Below are 16,123 nucleotides of genomic sequence, written 5' to 3'. Positions count from 1 at the left end.
ACAAGTTTGACGTATGATTTTAATTGTAGATGATAAGCCGGAGAACATACTGTCTATCAGGAAAACACTCGAACTGTACCAGTTTGAAGTAGACACCGCGTTGTCCGGAGAGGAGGCGCTCAGGAAAATATTAAAACACAATTATACCCTCATCATCCTGGATGTGCAAATGCCCAGTATGGACGGCTTTGAAGTAGCGGAAGCGCTTTCCGGCCACAGTAAAGCAAAAGATATTCCCATTATATTTTTATCTGCCGTTAATAAAGACAAACGATTCATCGTAAAAGGATATGATTCCGGCGGAATAGATTATATCACAAAACCAGTAGATCCGGATATCCTGCTGATGAAGGTGAAAACTTTCTCCCGGCTCTATCAGCAATCCCAGGAGCTGAAGCAAATGCATCAGTCGCTCAAAGAAGAAGTAGAAGTAAGGAAGCTGGCTCAGGAGGCACTGATAGCCCATCAGCAGCAGGTCAATGAAATGCTGGAACAAAAAGTCCGGGAAAGAACCGAGGAATTGCGGGAGATCAATAAATCACTGGAAGCCAGCAACCATGATCTGCAGCAATTTGCTTCGGTGGCCTCTCATGACCTGAAAGAACCCCTGCGTAAAATACAGCTGTTTGGCGCCATTTTAAGGGATAAGTTTTTACAGATGGACCCCAGCGGCTTGTCGTATATGGAGCGCATTGTAGGATCGTCAGAACGCATGGCAAAGCTGATTAACGATCTGCTGAATTATTCCCGTTTATCCGTTACCAGTATATACGAAGTAACAGACTTCAACCAGGTGGTAAATGAAATTCTCAGCGACCTGGAATTAATGATCACCGAACGGAATGCTGTGATATCTGTAGGTCCCATGCCGCCTATTGAAGCGGTACCCGGACAAATACGGCAGGTATTCCAGAACATTATCAGCAATGCGCTCAAGTTTTCTCAAAAGGATACTCCCCCGGTAGTTGATATCAGCGCCGAATTGGTGACTGATTTAAACCCCGGCAGTGCAGCCTTTGTTGGCGGTCAGTATTGCAGGATCACCATCCGTGACAACGGAATAGGATTTAACGAAAAATATCTCTCGAAAATATTTACCATATTCCAGCGGCTGCATGCCTCCGAGTTGTATGAAGGAACCGGCATCGGGTTGGCCATCGCCAAAAAAGTAATCGATAAGCATCATGGGATTATTACGGCGCGGAGTAAAGAAGGGGAGGGGGCTACTTTTGTAATGGTATTGCCATTACGGCAGGGGAAAAATAACGGAGCATAAAAAAAGCCTGTAAATCTTACGATCTACAGGCTTTATACAGTGGAGGATAGCGGGCTCGAACCGCTCACCTCAAACATGCCATGCTTGCGCTCTACCAGATGAGCTAATCCCCCGTATGTCAAACTTCCCCTTGCGGGAGTGCAAAAATATATTTTTTCTTGTAAACACCAACATTTTATAAAAAATCTTTGAAAATTCCTTCTACGGTTTCTTTAAGATCCTTTAGCAGTAAGGGTTTTCGGAGTAATTTTACGACCATCGGATTGGCGTTGGTACGGGTAATATCGCTATAATCCAGGGTAGACGACACCATTACAACGTGGCATTGCGATTTAACTTTATGTGGATAAGCATCAAAAGCCTGGAGAAATTCGAATCCGTCCATCTCCGGCATTTGTATGTCCAGCAGAATTACGGTAGGGGGTATTTTGGGTAAAGCGATATTGGAAGATAGAAATTCAAGGGCCTTGTTGGCATTAGCAAATGAAAGTACCGTTCTGCTGATCTGTTGAAATCCAATCAACTTCTCATGCAGCAATAAATCAATCTCATTGTCATCTATCAATATGACGCGCAGGTCAGGTATCGAATTCATTTCTGTTGGGGATGGTAATTTCAAATTGGGTGCCTTCACCATATTTAGATTCTACATTGATGGTTCCACCGATTTTACTGAGCGCTTCTTTTACAATGTATAAACCGATGCCACTACCAGGTTTATTATTGTTTTTGGATCGGAAAAACATCTTGAAGATGTTATTCAGGTGCTCACTCAAAATTCCGATGCCATTATCACGTATGCAAATGGTGGCTTTGTGTGGCTCTACTTTCACTGCCAGGTTCACCATCGGATTGGTTTCTTCCGGTTTTTGGTACTTAACAGCATTAGAAATCAGATTGTTTAAAATAACACTGATTCGGAAGGTATCTCCCCGGAATTCTACTGCCTGATCTACCTGGGTCTGGAAGCGAATGTCGGTATTCTGCGGCTTGAAAGCAGTGATACAGTCATTTAACAGGTTATTGAAATCAATTTTTTCATATTCTACCTCCAGGCGGGAATTACGGTAGTATTCTATGATCTTTTGTATAAAATCATCCAGCTTCAACACACAACTTTCGACCATGTTCACATAACCGTTGGGGTCTACAACTGAATTATCGAGCCTGGAGAGGTTGATGATGCCAAGCACCGACATTAATGGTGAACGCAGGTCATGAGAGGTAGAGTAGATGAAGCGGTTTAACTCATCATTGGTTTTTTCCAGTTCCTCTATCTTTTCCCGCAGTTGCTTACGTGTACGGTAAATCTCGTAGGCGTTGTTGATGGTTTTATGCAACTCATTCTCATCCCATGGCTTTTTGATGTAGGAATAGATGTGACCTTTGTTGATGGCATCAATGATATCTTCCACATCTGTATAACCGGTCAATAAAATGCGCATCGGGTCCGGCAGGATATCTTTTATTTCATTAAAAAATTCCACACCAGTAGATACGGGCATTTTCTGATCGGCAATAATGATATGTACCATGATCTCTTTCAGCAACAGTTTTCCTTCCTGCGCCGAGGTGGCCGTATAGATTTCATAACTTCTGCGGAAACTCGCCTTGAATGCGTTGAGGTTATGAATCTCATCATCTATGTATAATATTCTAATGCGGTTTTCTCTCATTGAAAGACCTTATGGTTATTACGATAAATGGTTTGATAAGTCCAGTGGTAAATATATAATAAATTCTGCTCCTTCTCCCGGGGCGGAGTTTACGATAATTTTACCTTTATGCTTCTCTATGATACTGAACACGATCGATAATCCCAACCCGGTGCCTTCGCCTACATCTTTAGTAGTAAAGAACGGATCAAAGATCTTTTCTCTTACTGCTTCCGACATACCAATACCGGTATCTTTAATCGTAATCACAATAGAGGAATTTTCCTGTGCTGTTTTTATAGAGATGAATTCGTTATGATGTTCTTTCTTGGTTTTAATAGCATTCAATGCATTGGAAAAAATGTTCATGAATACCTGGTTTATTTTCCCTGCATAACATTCTATTTTAGGCAGGCTGGCGTAATCCTTAACAATATTTACGTAAGGCGGAATCGCATTACGCAGCAGTACCAGTGTGGAATCCAGTCCTTCGTGAATGTCGATGGACTTCACATCGCTTTCATCCAGCCTACTGAAGGTACGTAATCCTTTTACGATTTCTGCGGTGCGGGCTGCTCCATCTTCGATGCCTTTGATCAGGGAAGAAATCTCTTCGTGTATATAATCGATGTCAATTTCTTTTTTGAACTGGGCGATATCGGCCAGTGTTTTAGGCACGTCGCTGCTGGTAGGCAGGTCGTCGTAACGGTTCAACAGCTCTTTCAGGTCGGCGATATCCAGTTTCAATGGTTTGATATTGGACGTCACAAAGTTAATTGGGTTGTTGATTTCATGGGCAATACCGGCTGTCAGCTGACCCAGTGATGCCATTTTCTCTTTCTCTACCAGCCGGGTTTGTGCATCTTTCAGGTTAGTCAGGGCCGTATTCAATTCCAGGTTAGTGGCTTGCAGGTCTTCTGTTCTGTCTTTTACTTTGGTTTCCAGTATGATATTTTGTTCTCTTACCAGTCTTTCATTTTCCTGTGAAATAGCCAGGGCCATTTGTTGGGAAGCCTCTTTTTCTGCTTTGAAAACGTTGATCTTATGAGCCAGGGCGAAGGAGAGTAGCAGTACTTCACAACCGGAGCCTATTTGCAGCGCATAATAAGTAAAGTTATTATACGGCAGCATATTGAAATTACGCAATACAAATATGAAGATGCTGATCAGGAAAACCGACCAGGCCAGCAGGAAGAACCGAGCAGCATTCACTCCTTTCAGACTGATACGATAAGCCACAATAAAGGCCATTACAGCAGCCAGGAAAGCAGCCATTTGTACCAGTATCTGCGCATAGTTATATTGATCCAGGAAAGTAGGAACGAAGCAAAGCAGGTATAGCCCAATCACCACATTTAACAGCTTATGCCCAAGTGGGTAATTTGTTTTGGTAGACAGGAACTTCTGAATGAATACCACGGCTGTCAGTCCATTGAAGATGGGCACCAGCACAGTGGCATGCATCGCCAGCCAGGGACTATTGGGATACAGGAAACGGAAAGAGTAACCCTGTAGCGTAACCTGGGTCAGCCCTACGCAAATAATGTAGCTTACATAAATGAGGTAGCTATTGTCGCGGGTAGAAATGTAAATGAAAAGGTTATAACAGGCCATGGCGATAATAACGCCCACGTATATACCAAAAATGAGTTCCCGTTTGTTGTTTTTCTCGTATACTGTTTCAGGAGTACCGAGATAAACCGGTAGCTGCAATTGCTCACCTGCTCTTACTTTCAGGTAGTACTCCCTTGTTTCGTTAGGAGGCACCTGGATTTGAAACTGGTAATTCTGATGATCGTACCCCCTGTTTTTATAGGTAGTGAATTCTCCCAGGCGGGTACTTTTGGTACTGCCGTCCGGTAATATTTCGTAGAGGGTAATATCATCAATAATGGGATATTCTACTTCCAGCAACAGCTGCGGTGAATGGGTCCGGTTAAGGATGGAAAACTTTGCCCACTGTGTATAAGGAGTAATCTGAAGGTTAGGAACTTCCTGCCCGGAAGGTTTAAATTGTTGGTGCCGGGCGCTGTCTAAAGTCAGTACATTATCCTTGTCTGTATACAACGAAAGATAGCCGCCTATCTGCACCAATGCCTTACTGTTATTGTACACAACGGGTTGGGCTGTTGCCGGGAACAGGAATAACAGGGTGAAGATTGACCACAAAACAACAATCTTAGACAACATCACTTTAAGGAGATTAGTTATGAGGCTTTAATTTAAATTATTTTTTTTAATGTTTGTTCAGATAGTAGCCTGTGCGTGGGTAGGGATTTTCAGGCTATAGTTTACCTCATAAGAGCCCTTGGGTCCTACTTCAATTTTTGATTGAATGGGATTTTCCCTTAAATCAGCGATCAGCAGCTTTTCTTTAGGATCTGCGTAGGGCAGTTCATAAGGGTCGGTGATGATCATAGCGGTCGCCAGGAAGTCGTCTTTAGGATAAAAGAACGTACCATTATTTCCCAATGATTCGTCAATAACAAAGCCAACACGTTTGCCCACCCGGGTAGTGATTGGCGCGCACAATACATGGTAGGTATCTATCGGTAACTGGGCACCCAGCACTACGCCTACTCTGGCCAGTACCTGGCTGCCAATTCCCATCCCTGCTACTTCTTTTGAATTCCACATGCCACAAATCTCAGCACTTCCTTTTTTTACGTAAGAGTAGATTTTTTCGTCATATTTGCCAATCGCTGTTTCAATAGGGAGTGGTAATACGCCGTCTGCAATCTGAACACGGGCTCCCCCATATGTTTTGGTACGCGTTTCGTCCTCAACAATGATCACTATTGTGTTTTCGTGTTGCATCCAGTCAGCGCTGCCGGAGGTTACCTGGGCAATACCAAAATAAATTTCCAGCAACTTGAGGTGACCGGTATAAAATCTCATACAAGCCTCAGGATCATCCGGAGCCCTAAATACCCTTACATTAATCATGACATTGCGAAATAGCGCTTATACAAGGCATAAGTATGTTAAACAATCAACTGCTCAAAATCTATGTAATACCTGCCTGAGCTTTTTAGCTGATCCAGGGCGATTCGTCGACATGTATCGGCCACCAGGGCGCCTCCCAATACTACGGAAGAAGCCAGCTGTGGCCAGGTTGTAATGGTTTTACCAATTTCACCCAGAGAAAATTTCATTCTGGCGGAAGCATTTTCCAGGGCCAGCATAGGACTGAAGATGGGGAGTTTTTCCGCATCTGTGAGCCCTTTTAGCGTAGCGATGTCTACTTCCGGAATCAGCCCATGCATCAATGGCCGATCTGGTTCCAGGTCAAAGCGTTCAATATCAATCATTCCCCGGTCATTCATCTCCATCACCACCGGAATTCTTAATTCCTTCGCCTTTATTCTGCTTAATATTTTGATATCTACGCCGTCACATTCTTCCACAAAAATATCCAATACCCCGCCTGCTGTAAAGAAATCATCCATATTGGCTTCCGTCATCCCGTCGCCATAGATCTTTACCTTGATGAAAGGGTCAAGTTCTGCTATTTCCCGGGCCGCAATCACCACTTTGGAGGTTTGTAAGTTATGTACCCCACAGCGAATCCTGTTCATATTGGTCAGCTCCAGGGTATCGAAGTCAGCCAGTCGCAACTCTCCACAGATTCTTTCCATTACCAGCGTTAATGCGATCGATTGCCCTACTGATAAACCGACAATGCCAATCTTCTTTTTCGACAGTACCGCAATTTCCGCTGCCGTGATTTTATGCTGATTCCGGCTGGTACGCAGTTCAATAAAATCAGCCTCATCTACCAGGTGTACCAGGCGGTCTATCCAGGAATAATATACCCATACGCCAAAATGGTCGATGGGTATTTCACCCAGGTAAGCCTGTATTTGTTCGTCGGATTCGGCTGCTGTTAAGCGTTTAGTAGGATTCCTGATTTTCATCAGCTCCTTCAGCTGGGAATAAATATTATCGTTAATTCTGATGTGTGGACGGGATTTCAAAAGGGCTTCAAAAGCCTGAAGATCTTGTGCATGCTTTAAATCATAAAAAACAGGCTGGTAGTCACTACGCTCATCCTGTTGTAGCCTGATGTACTCTTGTATCATGTTTCCTGCTTTATCGCGGTAGTGCTCGGTTTTGCTCGCACTAGATTAGTTATATCCTTGTGAACAGCAAGCAACTCTCATTGCCCAATAGTTTGCTTCTTATTCTATATATTTATGTAGTCGGTTATTACGTTGGCGTATTGGCGGGTTAATGAACAGGCGATGTATTTACCTGCCAGGCCCGGGATAAATATGTCTGGCAATCATAAAGTTAACTACAAAGAACCCATGTAATCAAGATATGAATGTAAGGTAAAATAGTAATTTAATATGAAAACTACCCAAAAGTTTTCCTTTAATTTGATATTAAATTCCTGTTTTTATACTTTTATCTTAGTTTTAATATCACTTTCCATCTCTTCCCACCAATGAGATTTGGTTTAATATTTGAGGCCTTTTGCGCCTGACTTCGATCTTTATTACACTCTAATATATATTAAAAATAGTAAATATGGATAAGAGAGAATTTCTCAAGCTTACCAGTCTTGCCGGCGCCGCCATTTTGAGCGGGCCATTGAGCAGCCTGGCCTCTTCCTCAGTATCCGGCCAGCCGGCTTTTGCCGATCCTAAAGCACCCTTTGTTCTTCCTGCTTTACCCTATGGATACGATGCACTGGAACCCAACATCGACAAACTGACGATGGAAATCCATCACGATAAGCACCATGCTGCTTATGTGAAAAATCTGAATGACGCCATTGCAGGCAGCACATTTGCCAGCCTCACACTGGAAGAAATACTCAGGAAAGTAACGGACAAGGATAAACCCGCCATCCGCAACAACGCCGGAGGACACTATAACCACTCTCTTTTCTGGACGCTGCTGTCACCTACCAAACAAACGCCTTCTGAGAAAATGAAAGCAGTGATTTCGAAAGACTTTGGCAGCTGGGAAGCATTTCAGACCCAATTCAACGACGCCGCCAAAACCGTTTTTGGATCCGGTTGGGCGTGGCTCATTGTAACGCCTGGTAAAAAACTGGCGGTCATCAAAACACCTAACCAGGACAATCCGCTGATGCACAACCTCGTGAAAGATAAAGGCACGCCTATCCTGGCACTGGATGTGTGGGAACATGCCTATTATCTCAAACATCAGAACAAACGCCCGGAATATATTGAAGCATTCTGGAATGCTATAAACTGGGATGAAGTAGAAAAGCGCTATAACGCCGCTTCGTAGAAGCGGAAAGCATAAAGAGTAAAGCAAAAAGCTATTGAGGCGAATGATCATTGCGGATATTATTCGCTTTAATCATTCGCCTCAATAGCTTTTTGCTTTACGCTTTATGCTTTCCGCTAATCTGGCGGTTACTTTCGTTTCAGGAACACAAACCCATTTTTCTCTCCGATCACCTGCAGGTTAGGATGCTGGCGATAGGGCTCACTATCGGTAATGCGACATATGAAATACGCCGGTTTATCTATCTGCCCATTTAATAACCAATCCAGGTTATAATAATTCTTGTTAGCATGTGGTTGTTCGCGGGAATAGTAATGCTGTGCATAACTGTGATACCCCAACGCTTTTACGTACACATCTTTACCCTGCAGTGATATGAAATAGTCAATAGCAGCCCGTTGGGAATATGCCTCTATTTTGGGTACAAAATGCACAACGGTAACCTGTATCACTACAATCGTACTGAGAAACAGGCAGAGCAGGCCTTTGGTAATCTGTTTACGCATCAGTAACACGCCACTGATGATCACCAAAATCATATATCCTATACCATAAGCACACTCGATAACCGACCAGGGTACCGCCGCCTGCAGGTTGGCCAGCGCAAATTTATCACCAATGTAAGGAAGGAGCATGTCTTTATATACACCCACCAGCGGAAGCAGCGCTATGGCCAGCCCCAGCACCAGGCCGATGAAAAAGATAAGGGCAATGTTCCAGCCTTTTAATAGTTGCCTGCCTTCTGCAATTTTATATACCTGCCATGCCGCCAGGAAAGAAAGCGGGAAATAACAAAGAGAGGAATAGTGTACAATTTTCGTTTTAACGATAGAAAACAGGATCAGCACTACCCAGAATAATACCCACATCCAGACTTTAAAGTCCTTCATTTCTGTGGCTGCAGGAGTGGAGTAGATGGTTTTCTTTCTCCGTTGTAAATAAGGGAAAAGGAAGGTACTGGCTGGGAAACAGCCTATCAGCAGCACTATCCAGTGATAAAAGAAGGGCCCTCCATGACCAGCATCTTCGGTTGTCAGCAAACGGATCTGGTAAGCCACAAACTCATTGACAAACCACCAGCCATGCGCTACAATTTCATAACCGAACCACAGGAGGGTGGTGAGGCTGGCAAATAAGGCGATCAGCCCGAGGTGGGCAAAGCCGATACTGATTTTGCCTTTGTTCCAGAGCCAGTATACCAGCAGTGTAAGCAGGGCCACCAGGATGGCCACCGGCCCCTTCGTTAATACGGCGAGTCCCAGGAATAAGCCACTGAGTATCGCCATTCTGAAGGGCTTACTATTATACGCAATACGATAGGCAAAGTAGATGGAAAGGAAAATGAAGAAATTAAAAGTAGGGTCAATGATACCCGACTTGAAATAAAAATGCGGTAACCAGGAGCCGGCATATACCAATGCCCACCAGAAACCGAGTTTCTCGTCTACCATTTTTTTGCCAATAGCAAACAGGCTCACAATGGTAGCAATACCAATAATGGCGTTTGGAAAGCGTGCAGCGAAGTCGTTTACGCCGAAAAGCATCATACTGCCTACCTGCATCCAAATGAATAAGGGTGGCTTTTCCCAGAACGGACGGAAGTCGATTTGCACCTGGCTATAGTTGTGACTTACTATCATCTCCCTGGCGGCTTCCGCAAAATTAATTTCGTCCCAGTCAAACAAGTGTACAGCGCCCAGGAATGGTATAAATAGCAAAGCCGCTACCAGGCCAATCAATAGATATTTCATTAACAGTTTTTATAGTTGGCATACCAGGAGTATGCTACAAATACAACGGATTTGCAAATAGATGCAGCGAGTCAAATTATCGCTACTTATCTATCCGCAAATCCGTCATCAGTAACGCGTACCTGTAATTTCTTTAGGTGGTTGTGTTGGTCTGTAATACAGCCTCAGCACATACTTCAGGCGATGACGATGTATCCCTGAATTTAAAAAATCCATATACGGTAATCGTGCTCAGCGTACCCACGATACTTCCTACGTATACATCAGCGAAGAAATGCTGCGCCAGATAAATACGGGAATAGGCCGCACATAGCGCCATTCCTATTAACAGTAATCCCAGCTTTTTATTGCGTGATATTACCGCTAGGAAGCTAAACATCCCGAATGCGGCAGCAGAGTGTCCGGAAGGGAAACTACAACTGCTATGCACGGTTACCCATTTTACAGTATGTACAAGGGTAGCGGTCTCATCGCCAAAATAGCTGATGGGCCTGGGTGCATTAAAATAATGTTTGGCTACCTGCACAACGAGGGTTACCAGCAGTAATACTGCCAGTCCAATGAAAAATAGCCTGAATCTCTGTGTCACCAGCATCAGAAACAAAACTATTCCAAACATAATACCGTCGCCGAGGTAAGTCAGTCCTGTGACAATCACATCCGCCCAGTTGGAATGTTCGCCGTTAATACTCAGGAACAATTCTCTTTGGCTGTACGTTGCCAGCAACACTCCGCCTACTATGACCCATAGTAAGAAGGGCAGAAAGAAGTATGCATTCTTTCTGAACAGTGTAAACAGCGTTTTCAATTCTGTAGGTTTTAAATTGTAGGTTGTTTTTTAAATCTTCGTAAGAACTTCTTTACTTGTTGAATAACGCGAAAATAATACTCTTTATTAAAAAGCTGTGAATCATTCATCGCTTTAACAATTAGGAAACCTGCAATAGGCAACAGCACTATGTTAGATAACCACATGCCCGACCATGTAAACATCACACCACTTTTCGCCATCTTCTCGCCGACCATGAAAAATACGTTAAAAATCACAAAGAAAATCACGGCAAACACCAGGGGGGTGCCCAATCCTCCTTTCCTGATAATAGAGCCCAGGGGGGCGCCTATCAGGAACATCACCACACAGGCGGCTGCCAGGGTGAATTTGCGCTGCCATTCTACCTTATGCTGGACGATAAGATTGTGCTTATCTTCATACTCCAGGGTTGGCTGTTCCAGCGCACTCAATGTTTCCCGTATATTTTGTTCTGATCTTTCCAATACAGCGCGACGGTTTTTCTCCGGCACTATTTCTTCAAAACGCTTCACTTTCAGCGGTGGTGCGGTAGCGGCCCAGGCGCTGTCTTTCCATTTGAAAAACGGGTACCGCACGGTTACATACGCATTCACCGTTTTACTGAACTGTACTTCGGCTTTTTGCATGGAGTCGATGGCCATATCCAGCTGGCGTACGTTCAGCATTTGCTGGTTAGAGGCAAACAGGTCCATGTTGAGCCGGTTGAAGGCAAAAGAACTGAGGTCAAATGCTTTGCTATATTTTTTAAATCCTTGTCTTATCATGTCACCGGGAACGGTATATCCACGGTTTCCCCTTTCCTCGTAGCGCCAGCCATTTTCCAGTACAAAGTACAGGAAACGTTTGTTGGCGGTAAGCACCATTTGTCCTTTTTCCGCCAGGATCACGGCATTCCCGTTTTTATGATCAATGATCATTACCTGGTGGATGGTTTGGTTGTCTTTATCTTTCTGTGCTACTTTGATGGTGTAGTCGGGAATATCTTTATAAAAAACGCCGGCTTTGATGTTAAATGCCGGTTTGGAGTTGGTGATATCGTATAATAAAGATTTGGCCTGCAGGTTGGCTACGGGGATTACATAGTTGGCAAACAGGAAGGCGAGGACGGCAATAACGGTGCAAACAAACAGCAATGGGCGTATAAAGCGCAGCAGGGATATGCCGGAAGATTTCAGGGCCACCAGCTCAAAGCTTTCGCCGAGGTTACCGAAGGTCATGATAGACGACAATAATACCGCCAGCGGAAGGGCAAGGGTTACCAGCGTGGCGCTGGTATAGGAAATCAGCTGAATAATTACACCGGTATCCAGGCCTTTACCCACCAGGTCATCCACATATTTCCAGAGGAACTGCATTACCAGCACGAATAAGGTGACAAAGAAGGTGGCAACAAAAGGACCCAGAAATGTTTTGATGATGAGTTTGTCGAGTTTTTTCACTGATAATGCGGTATTAAAAAAATTGGAATCCCGATATTCGTATTTTACTATTTCAGGATGCTACTAAATGGTAAAGTTAGCACGATTTCACAAAGGAGTGTTAAGCCCTACCTGAAAATACCGTTAAAATTATATGGAAAATTTTGATTTAACGCCGGAAGAGGCTTCAGTTATAGGTAGTGCGCACTTTATTCAATTGAAAAACAGCGCAATAGATAAAGTGATGGGGCTGATGGGGAACCTGGAACGGGCGTTAACAGCATACGACCGGGACACTGATTTTCCTTTTCAGCCGGAGTGGTTATTGCAGGGAGGGAAAATTTCGAAGGGGGAGCAGTATAAAGGTTTGCCATGGGTAATGCTGGATTATCCCCGTTTTTTCCATAAAACGGGCATTTTTGCATTTCGTACCATGTTCTGGTGGGGGCATTATTTCAGCGCTACCCTGCACCTGGCGGGTAATGTAAAAGTGCATTTCAGCACTGCCTTAATGAATGCATATTCGAAGCTGGCGGAAGCCGGGTTTCAGGTATACGTGCAGGAAAATCCCTGGGAGCATGATTTCGAAAATGGGAATTACTGTTTCATAGACACGTTTAGTTTAGATGAGTGGGAAACGCTGGTTAGCCAGAATGATTTTATTAAGTTGGCTAAACCCTTCGTGCTCAGTCATTGGGGCGAAATAATTACTGATGTAGTGGAGGCCTATGCTACGCTACTCAATGTACTTGACAATCAACGCGGTATTTAACTGCCGATGCGGTGGAAGAGATCTTTCACCTGGTATCCCCATAGTTGACTTTGGTCCTTAATTTCTTTCTTTTCTGCGAAATCTTTTACTACCAGGATAGTTTCATTCGTAACTTCAGAAATTTGTATACGGAACTCAAAATATTCGTCTTTGGGAGCATGCGTCCAGTGCAGCCGGATGTACTCGTCTTCCTCTTGTTCCAGGACTTCCGCTTCTTCAGCAGTACCATTCCAGGAGAAGGAAAAAACATTATCCCTGAAATCAACTCTATCTGCAAACCACTCCTGTAAACCAGCGGGTGTAGATAAGAATTCATACAGGATACCGGGTGAGCACCGTACCGGAAATTCTAACTCATAAAGCACTTTCTTAGACATCTCTCAAATAATTAGTAAATCAATATCATCCAGTTGCAATTATAGAAAATATTTTACTCTGTCAAAATAATTTACGGTTTTTTTTTAAAGAATGCATAAAAAGTTTATACGCCTTAATAAAACTATATATATTATCGTTTTAATAAATATTAAAAAATGACATATGGGAATGCTCAGGGTTTTGCCTCCATAGTGGCGAATTTCCTCGAGAATTGCAAGCCCTTAATGATCAATCGATTTTATTTATAAATGATCTAAAAAGATCAGATTTTTTTTGGTTGCTTTCTAAAAAAAGTTATTTTTGTCAGGCATTCATCAAATCTTAACTTTTTCTTAACCTGTAACTGTTCCGACTCTATGTCAATGCGCCAACTTAAAATCACTAAATCCATTACCAACAGGGAGTCTCAATCCCTGGAAAAGTATTTACAGGAGATTGGGAAAGTGGATTTAATTACGCCGGAAGAAGAGGTAAACCTGGCTATCCGGATCAAGCAGGGCGATCAGAGAGCGTTGGAAAAGCTTACCAAAGCCAATCTTCGCTTTGTGGTATCTGTTGCGAAACAGTACCAGAACCAGGGCTTGTCGCTCAGTGACCTGATCAACGAGGGGAACCTCGGGTTAATTAAAGCTGCTCAACGTTTTGATGAAACGCGCGGTTTTAAATTCATTTCTTACGCAGTATGGTGGATTCGCCAGTCGATCCTGCAGGCTTTGGCAGAACAATCGAGGATTGTTCGCCTTCCACTGAATAAAGTGGGCCTGAGTAACAAGATCAGCAAGGCATATTCCCAACTGGAACAGGAATATGAAAGAGAGCCATCTCCCGATGAATTAGCCACCATACTGGAAATTAACACGGAAGAAGTGGAAGCCACCCTTGGTGTAGCTGCCCGCCACGTGTCCATGGATGCGCCGTTTATTGACGGAGAAGATAACTCCCTGCTGGATGTACTCGAAAATCCGAACGCTGTCAGCGCCGATGAAGAACTGGACCACCACGATTCACTCCGCCGCGAAATAGAACGTTCCCTTTCCACGTTAACGGACCGTCAGAAGGATGTCATCATGCTATACTTCGGTATCGCGGTAGAACATCCAATGTCCCTCGAAGATATTGGCGAAAAATTTGGCCTCACCCGCGAACGCGTACGCCAGATCAAAGACAAAGCCATCACTAAACTGAGAACTACTTCCAGAAGTAAATTGCTCCGCAACTACCTCGGATAGCGGATGCTGTCTTTCTCAGGATTATACTGATTAAGCTGATTTTTTTAGTTGATATAAGAATTTTTAAGATTAGCGAAGACCGCTGCAGACATCCGCAGTGGTCTTCGCTAATCCTTTTTTAAGACATCACAAGTAAATCAGTTTAATCAGTATAATCCTGAGAAAGACAAAATCCGGTAAAAAAATATACTTTTGCAATCCGTTTAAAATACCAACAATGTTTGAATCATTATCAGAGAGACTCGATTCCGCGTTTAAACAGCTTAAAGGGGAAGGTCGGATTTCCGAAATAAATATAGCCACTACTGTTAAAGAGATCCGTCGTGCACTGGTAGATGCGGACGTGAACTATAAAATAGCCAAGGAATTTACTGATAAGGTAAAGGATAAAGCGCTGGGTGAGAAGGTATTAACTTCCATTTCTCCCGGACAGCTGATGGTGAAAATTGTAAAAGACGAACTGGCAGAACTGATGGGTGGTACTGAGGCAGAATTTGACCTCAAAACCAATCCTACCGTTGTGCTGATAGCAGGTTTGCAGGGTTCCGGTAAAACCACGTTTTCCGGTAAACTGGCCAGTTTCCTTAAATCCAAGAAAAATAAAAAGCCTTTACTGGTAGCAGCAGATATTTACCGCCCTGCGGCGATTGATCAGCTGAAAGTACTGGGAGAGCAGATCGGTGTAGAAGTATACAGCGAACCGGAAAATAAAAATGCGGTGCAGATTGCTGAAAACGCAATCAAACACGCAAAAGCCAATAATAACAACGTAATCATCATCGATACTGCCGGTCGTTTAGCGATCGATGAGGCGATGATGACCGAGGTAGCAGCGGTAAAAGCAGCGGTGAAACCACAGGAAATCCTGTTTGTGGTGGATTCCATGACCGGCCAGGATGCGGTAAACACCGCCAAAGCGTTTAACGAACGCCTGGACTTCACCGGGGTGGTACTGACCAAACTGGATGGTGATACCCGCGGTGGTGCTGCATTAACCATCAAATACACGGTAGCGAAGCCTATCAAGTTCGTGAGCATGGGTGAAAAACTCGATACCCTCGATGTTTTCTACCCTGAGCGTATGGCACAACGTATCCTGGGCATGGGTGATATCACCACCCTGGTAGAACGTGCACAGGCGCAGTTCAATGAAGAGCAGGCCAAGAAACTCGAAAAGAAAATCCGTCAGAACCAGTTCGATTTCGACGATTTCAAAGAACAGTTACAGCAGATCAAGAAAATGGGTAACCTGAAAGATCTGATGGGCATGATCCCTGGCGTTGGGAAGGCAGTAAAAGACCTGGATATCAGCGATGATGCTTTTAAGGGCATTGAGGCCATGATCAACTCCATGACGAAGGCAGAGCGTGCCGACCCCGATATGATCGACGGAAGCCGCCGCAAACGCATCGCAAAAGGAGCCGGAAAGAACATCCAGGACGTAAACCAGTTTATGAAGCAGTTTGAGCAAATGCGCCAAATGATGAAGATGATGAATAAATTTGGTGGTGGTGGTAAGGGTTTGAAAGGAATGATGCGTTAATACGATCAAATTGACATAAATTTTT

Annotated in this window: 14 protein-coding genes and 1 tRNA gene; 5 read left to right on the top strand and 10 right to left on the bottom strand. The window is 43.8% G+C overall.

Annotated features, from left to right (window positions below; genetic code table 11):
* Nucleotides 1–13: 13 nt before the first annotated feature.
* Nucleotides 14–1,276 (top strand): response regulator, encoded by a 1,263-nt coding sequence (locus AC5ZC7_RS26530; RefSeq protein ID WP_496162919.1) that lies wholly within the window; start codon nt 14–16, stop codon nt 1,274–1,276.
* A gap of 40 nt (nt 1,277–1,316) precedes the next feature.
* On the opposite strand, the gene AC5ZC7_RS26525 is transcribed toward AC5ZC7_RS26530, so the two are convergent.
* The 6 genes from AC5ZC7_RS26525 to AC5ZC7_RS26500 form a co-directional block, all read right to left on the bottom strand.
* Nucleotides 1,317–1,389: transfer RNA gene (locus tag AC5ZC7_RS26525), tRNA-Ala, on the bottom strand.
* Between the two features lie 62 nt (nt 1,390–1,451).
* Nucleotides 1,452–1,871 carry a response regulator gene (locus tag AC5ZC7_RS26520; protein WP_496162920.1) on the bottom strand — a complete coding sequence of 140 codons (420 nt, stop codon included), beginning with the start codon at nt 1,869–1,871 and terminating at the stop codon, nt 1,452–1,454.
* Nucleotides 1,855–2,952: an ATP-binding protein gene (locus AC5ZC7_RS26515; protein ID WP_496162921.1), complete on the bottom strand. Its 1,098-nt coding sequence runs from the start codon at nt 2,950–2,952 to the stop codon at nt 1,855–1,857. Before AC5ZC7_RS26515 ends, AC5ZC7_RS26520 begins: the two co-directional genes overlap by 17 nt.
* Nucleotides 2,953–2,970: 18 nt before the next feature.
* A complete protein-coding gene (locus AC5ZC7_RS26510) occupies nt 2,971–5,100 on the bottom strand; it encodes a 7TM diverse intracellular signaling domain-containing protein (RefSeq protein WP_496162922.1) in 2,130 nt (709 codons plus the stop codon).
* Between the two features lie 78 nt (nt 5,101–5,178).
* A complete protein-coding gene (locus AC5ZC7_RS26505) occupies nt 5,179–5,829 on the bottom strand; it encodes a hypothetical protein (RefSeq protein ID WP_496162923.1) in 651 nt (216 codons plus the stop codon).
* A gap of 86 nt (nt 5,830–5,915) precedes the next feature.
* The gene (locus AC5ZC7_RS26500) at nt 5,916–7,013 is read right to left on the bottom strand and encodes a ThiF family adenylyltransferase (RefSeq protein ID WP_496162924.1); all 1,098 of its coding nucleotides are present in this window, start codon (nt 7,011–7,013) and stop codon (nt 5,916–5,918) included.
* A 451-nt stretch (nt 7,014–7,464) separates the two neighbouring features.
* Between AC5ZC7_RS26500 and AC5ZC7_RS26495 the strand changes: the two genes are divergently transcribed.
* Nucleotides 7,465–8,196, top strand: a complete 732-nt coding sequence (locus AC5ZC7_RS26495) for a Fe-Mn family superoxide dismutase (RefSeq protein WP_496162925.1) — start codon at nt 7,465–7,467, stop codon at nt 8,194–8,196.
* A gap of 128 nt (nt 8,197–8,324) precedes the next feature.
* On the opposite strand, the gene AC5ZC7_RS26490 is transcribed toward AC5ZC7_RS26495, so the two are convergent.
* The 3 genes from AC5ZC7_RS26490 to AC5ZC7_RS26480 all read right to left on the bottom strand — a co-directional run bounded on the left by AC5ZC7_RS26490 (nt 8,325) and on the right by AC5ZC7_RS26480 (nt 12,197).
* On the bottom strand, nt 8,325–9,947 hold the full coding sequence (locus tag AC5ZC7_RS26490) for a glycosyltransferase family 39 protein (RefSeq protein WP_496162926.1): 1,623 nt from the start codon (nt 9,945–9,947) through the stop codon (nt 8,325–8,327).
* Nucleotides 9,948–10,080: 133 nt separating this feature from the next.
* A complete protein-coding gene (locus AC5ZC7_RS26485) occupies nt 10,081–10,755 on the bottom strand; it encodes a phosphatase PAP2 family protein (RefSeq protein ID WP_496162927.1) in 675 nt (224 codons plus the stop codon).
* Nucleotides 10,756–10,766: 11 nt separating this feature from the next.
* Complete coding sequence (locus AC5ZC7_RS26480) at nt 10,767–12,197, bottom strand: LptF/LptG family permease (protein WP_496162928.1); 1,431 nt, start codon at nt 12,195–12,197, stop codon at nt 10,767–10,769.
* 133 nt (nt 12,198–12,330) lie between these two features.
* On the opposite strand from AC5ZC7_RS26480, the gene AC5ZC7_RS26475 reads away from it, so the two are divergent.
* Nucleotides 12,331–12,948, top strand: a complete 618-nt coding sequence (locus AC5ZC7_RS26475) for a hypothetical protein (RefSeq protein WP_496162929.1) — start codon at nt 12,331–12,333, stop codon at nt 12,946–12,948.
* On the opposite strand, the gene AC5ZC7_RS26470 is transcribed toward AC5ZC7_RS26475, so the two are convergent.
* Nucleotides 12,945–13,325 (bottom strand): START-like domain-containing protein, encoded by a 381-nt coding sequence (locus AC5ZC7_RS26470; RefSeq protein WP_291928686.1) that lies wholly within the window; start codon nt 13,323–13,325, stop codon nt 12,945–12,947. The genes AC5ZC7_RS26475 and AC5ZC7_RS26470 overlap by 4 nt on opposite strands.
* Nucleotides 13,326–13,688: 363 nt before the next feature.
* On the opposite strand from AC5ZC7_RS26470, the gene AC5ZC7_RS26465 reads away from it, so the two are divergent.
* Both AC5ZC7_RS26465 and ffh read left to right on the top strand, forming a co-directional pair.
* Nucleotides 13,689–14,555: a sigma-70 family RNA polymerase sigma factor gene (locus AC5ZC7_RS26465; protein WP_079473598.1), complete on the top strand. Its 867-nt coding sequence runs from the start codon at nt 13,689–13,691 to the stop codon at nt 14,553–14,555.
* 217 nt (nt 14,556–14,772) lie between these two features.
* Entirely contained in the window at nt 14,773–16,098 is a 1,326-nt protein-coding gene (gene ffh / locus AC5ZC7_RS26460) for a signal recognition particle protein (protein ID WP_496162930.1), read from the top strand.
* Nucleotides 16,099–16,123: the final 25 nt, after the last annotated feature.

This window comes from Chitinophaga sp. 9-1-y (assembly GCF_059511905.2).
Note: the sequence above shows the minus strand (reverse complement) of the source record. Positions and strands in the feature narration are given on the sequence as shown.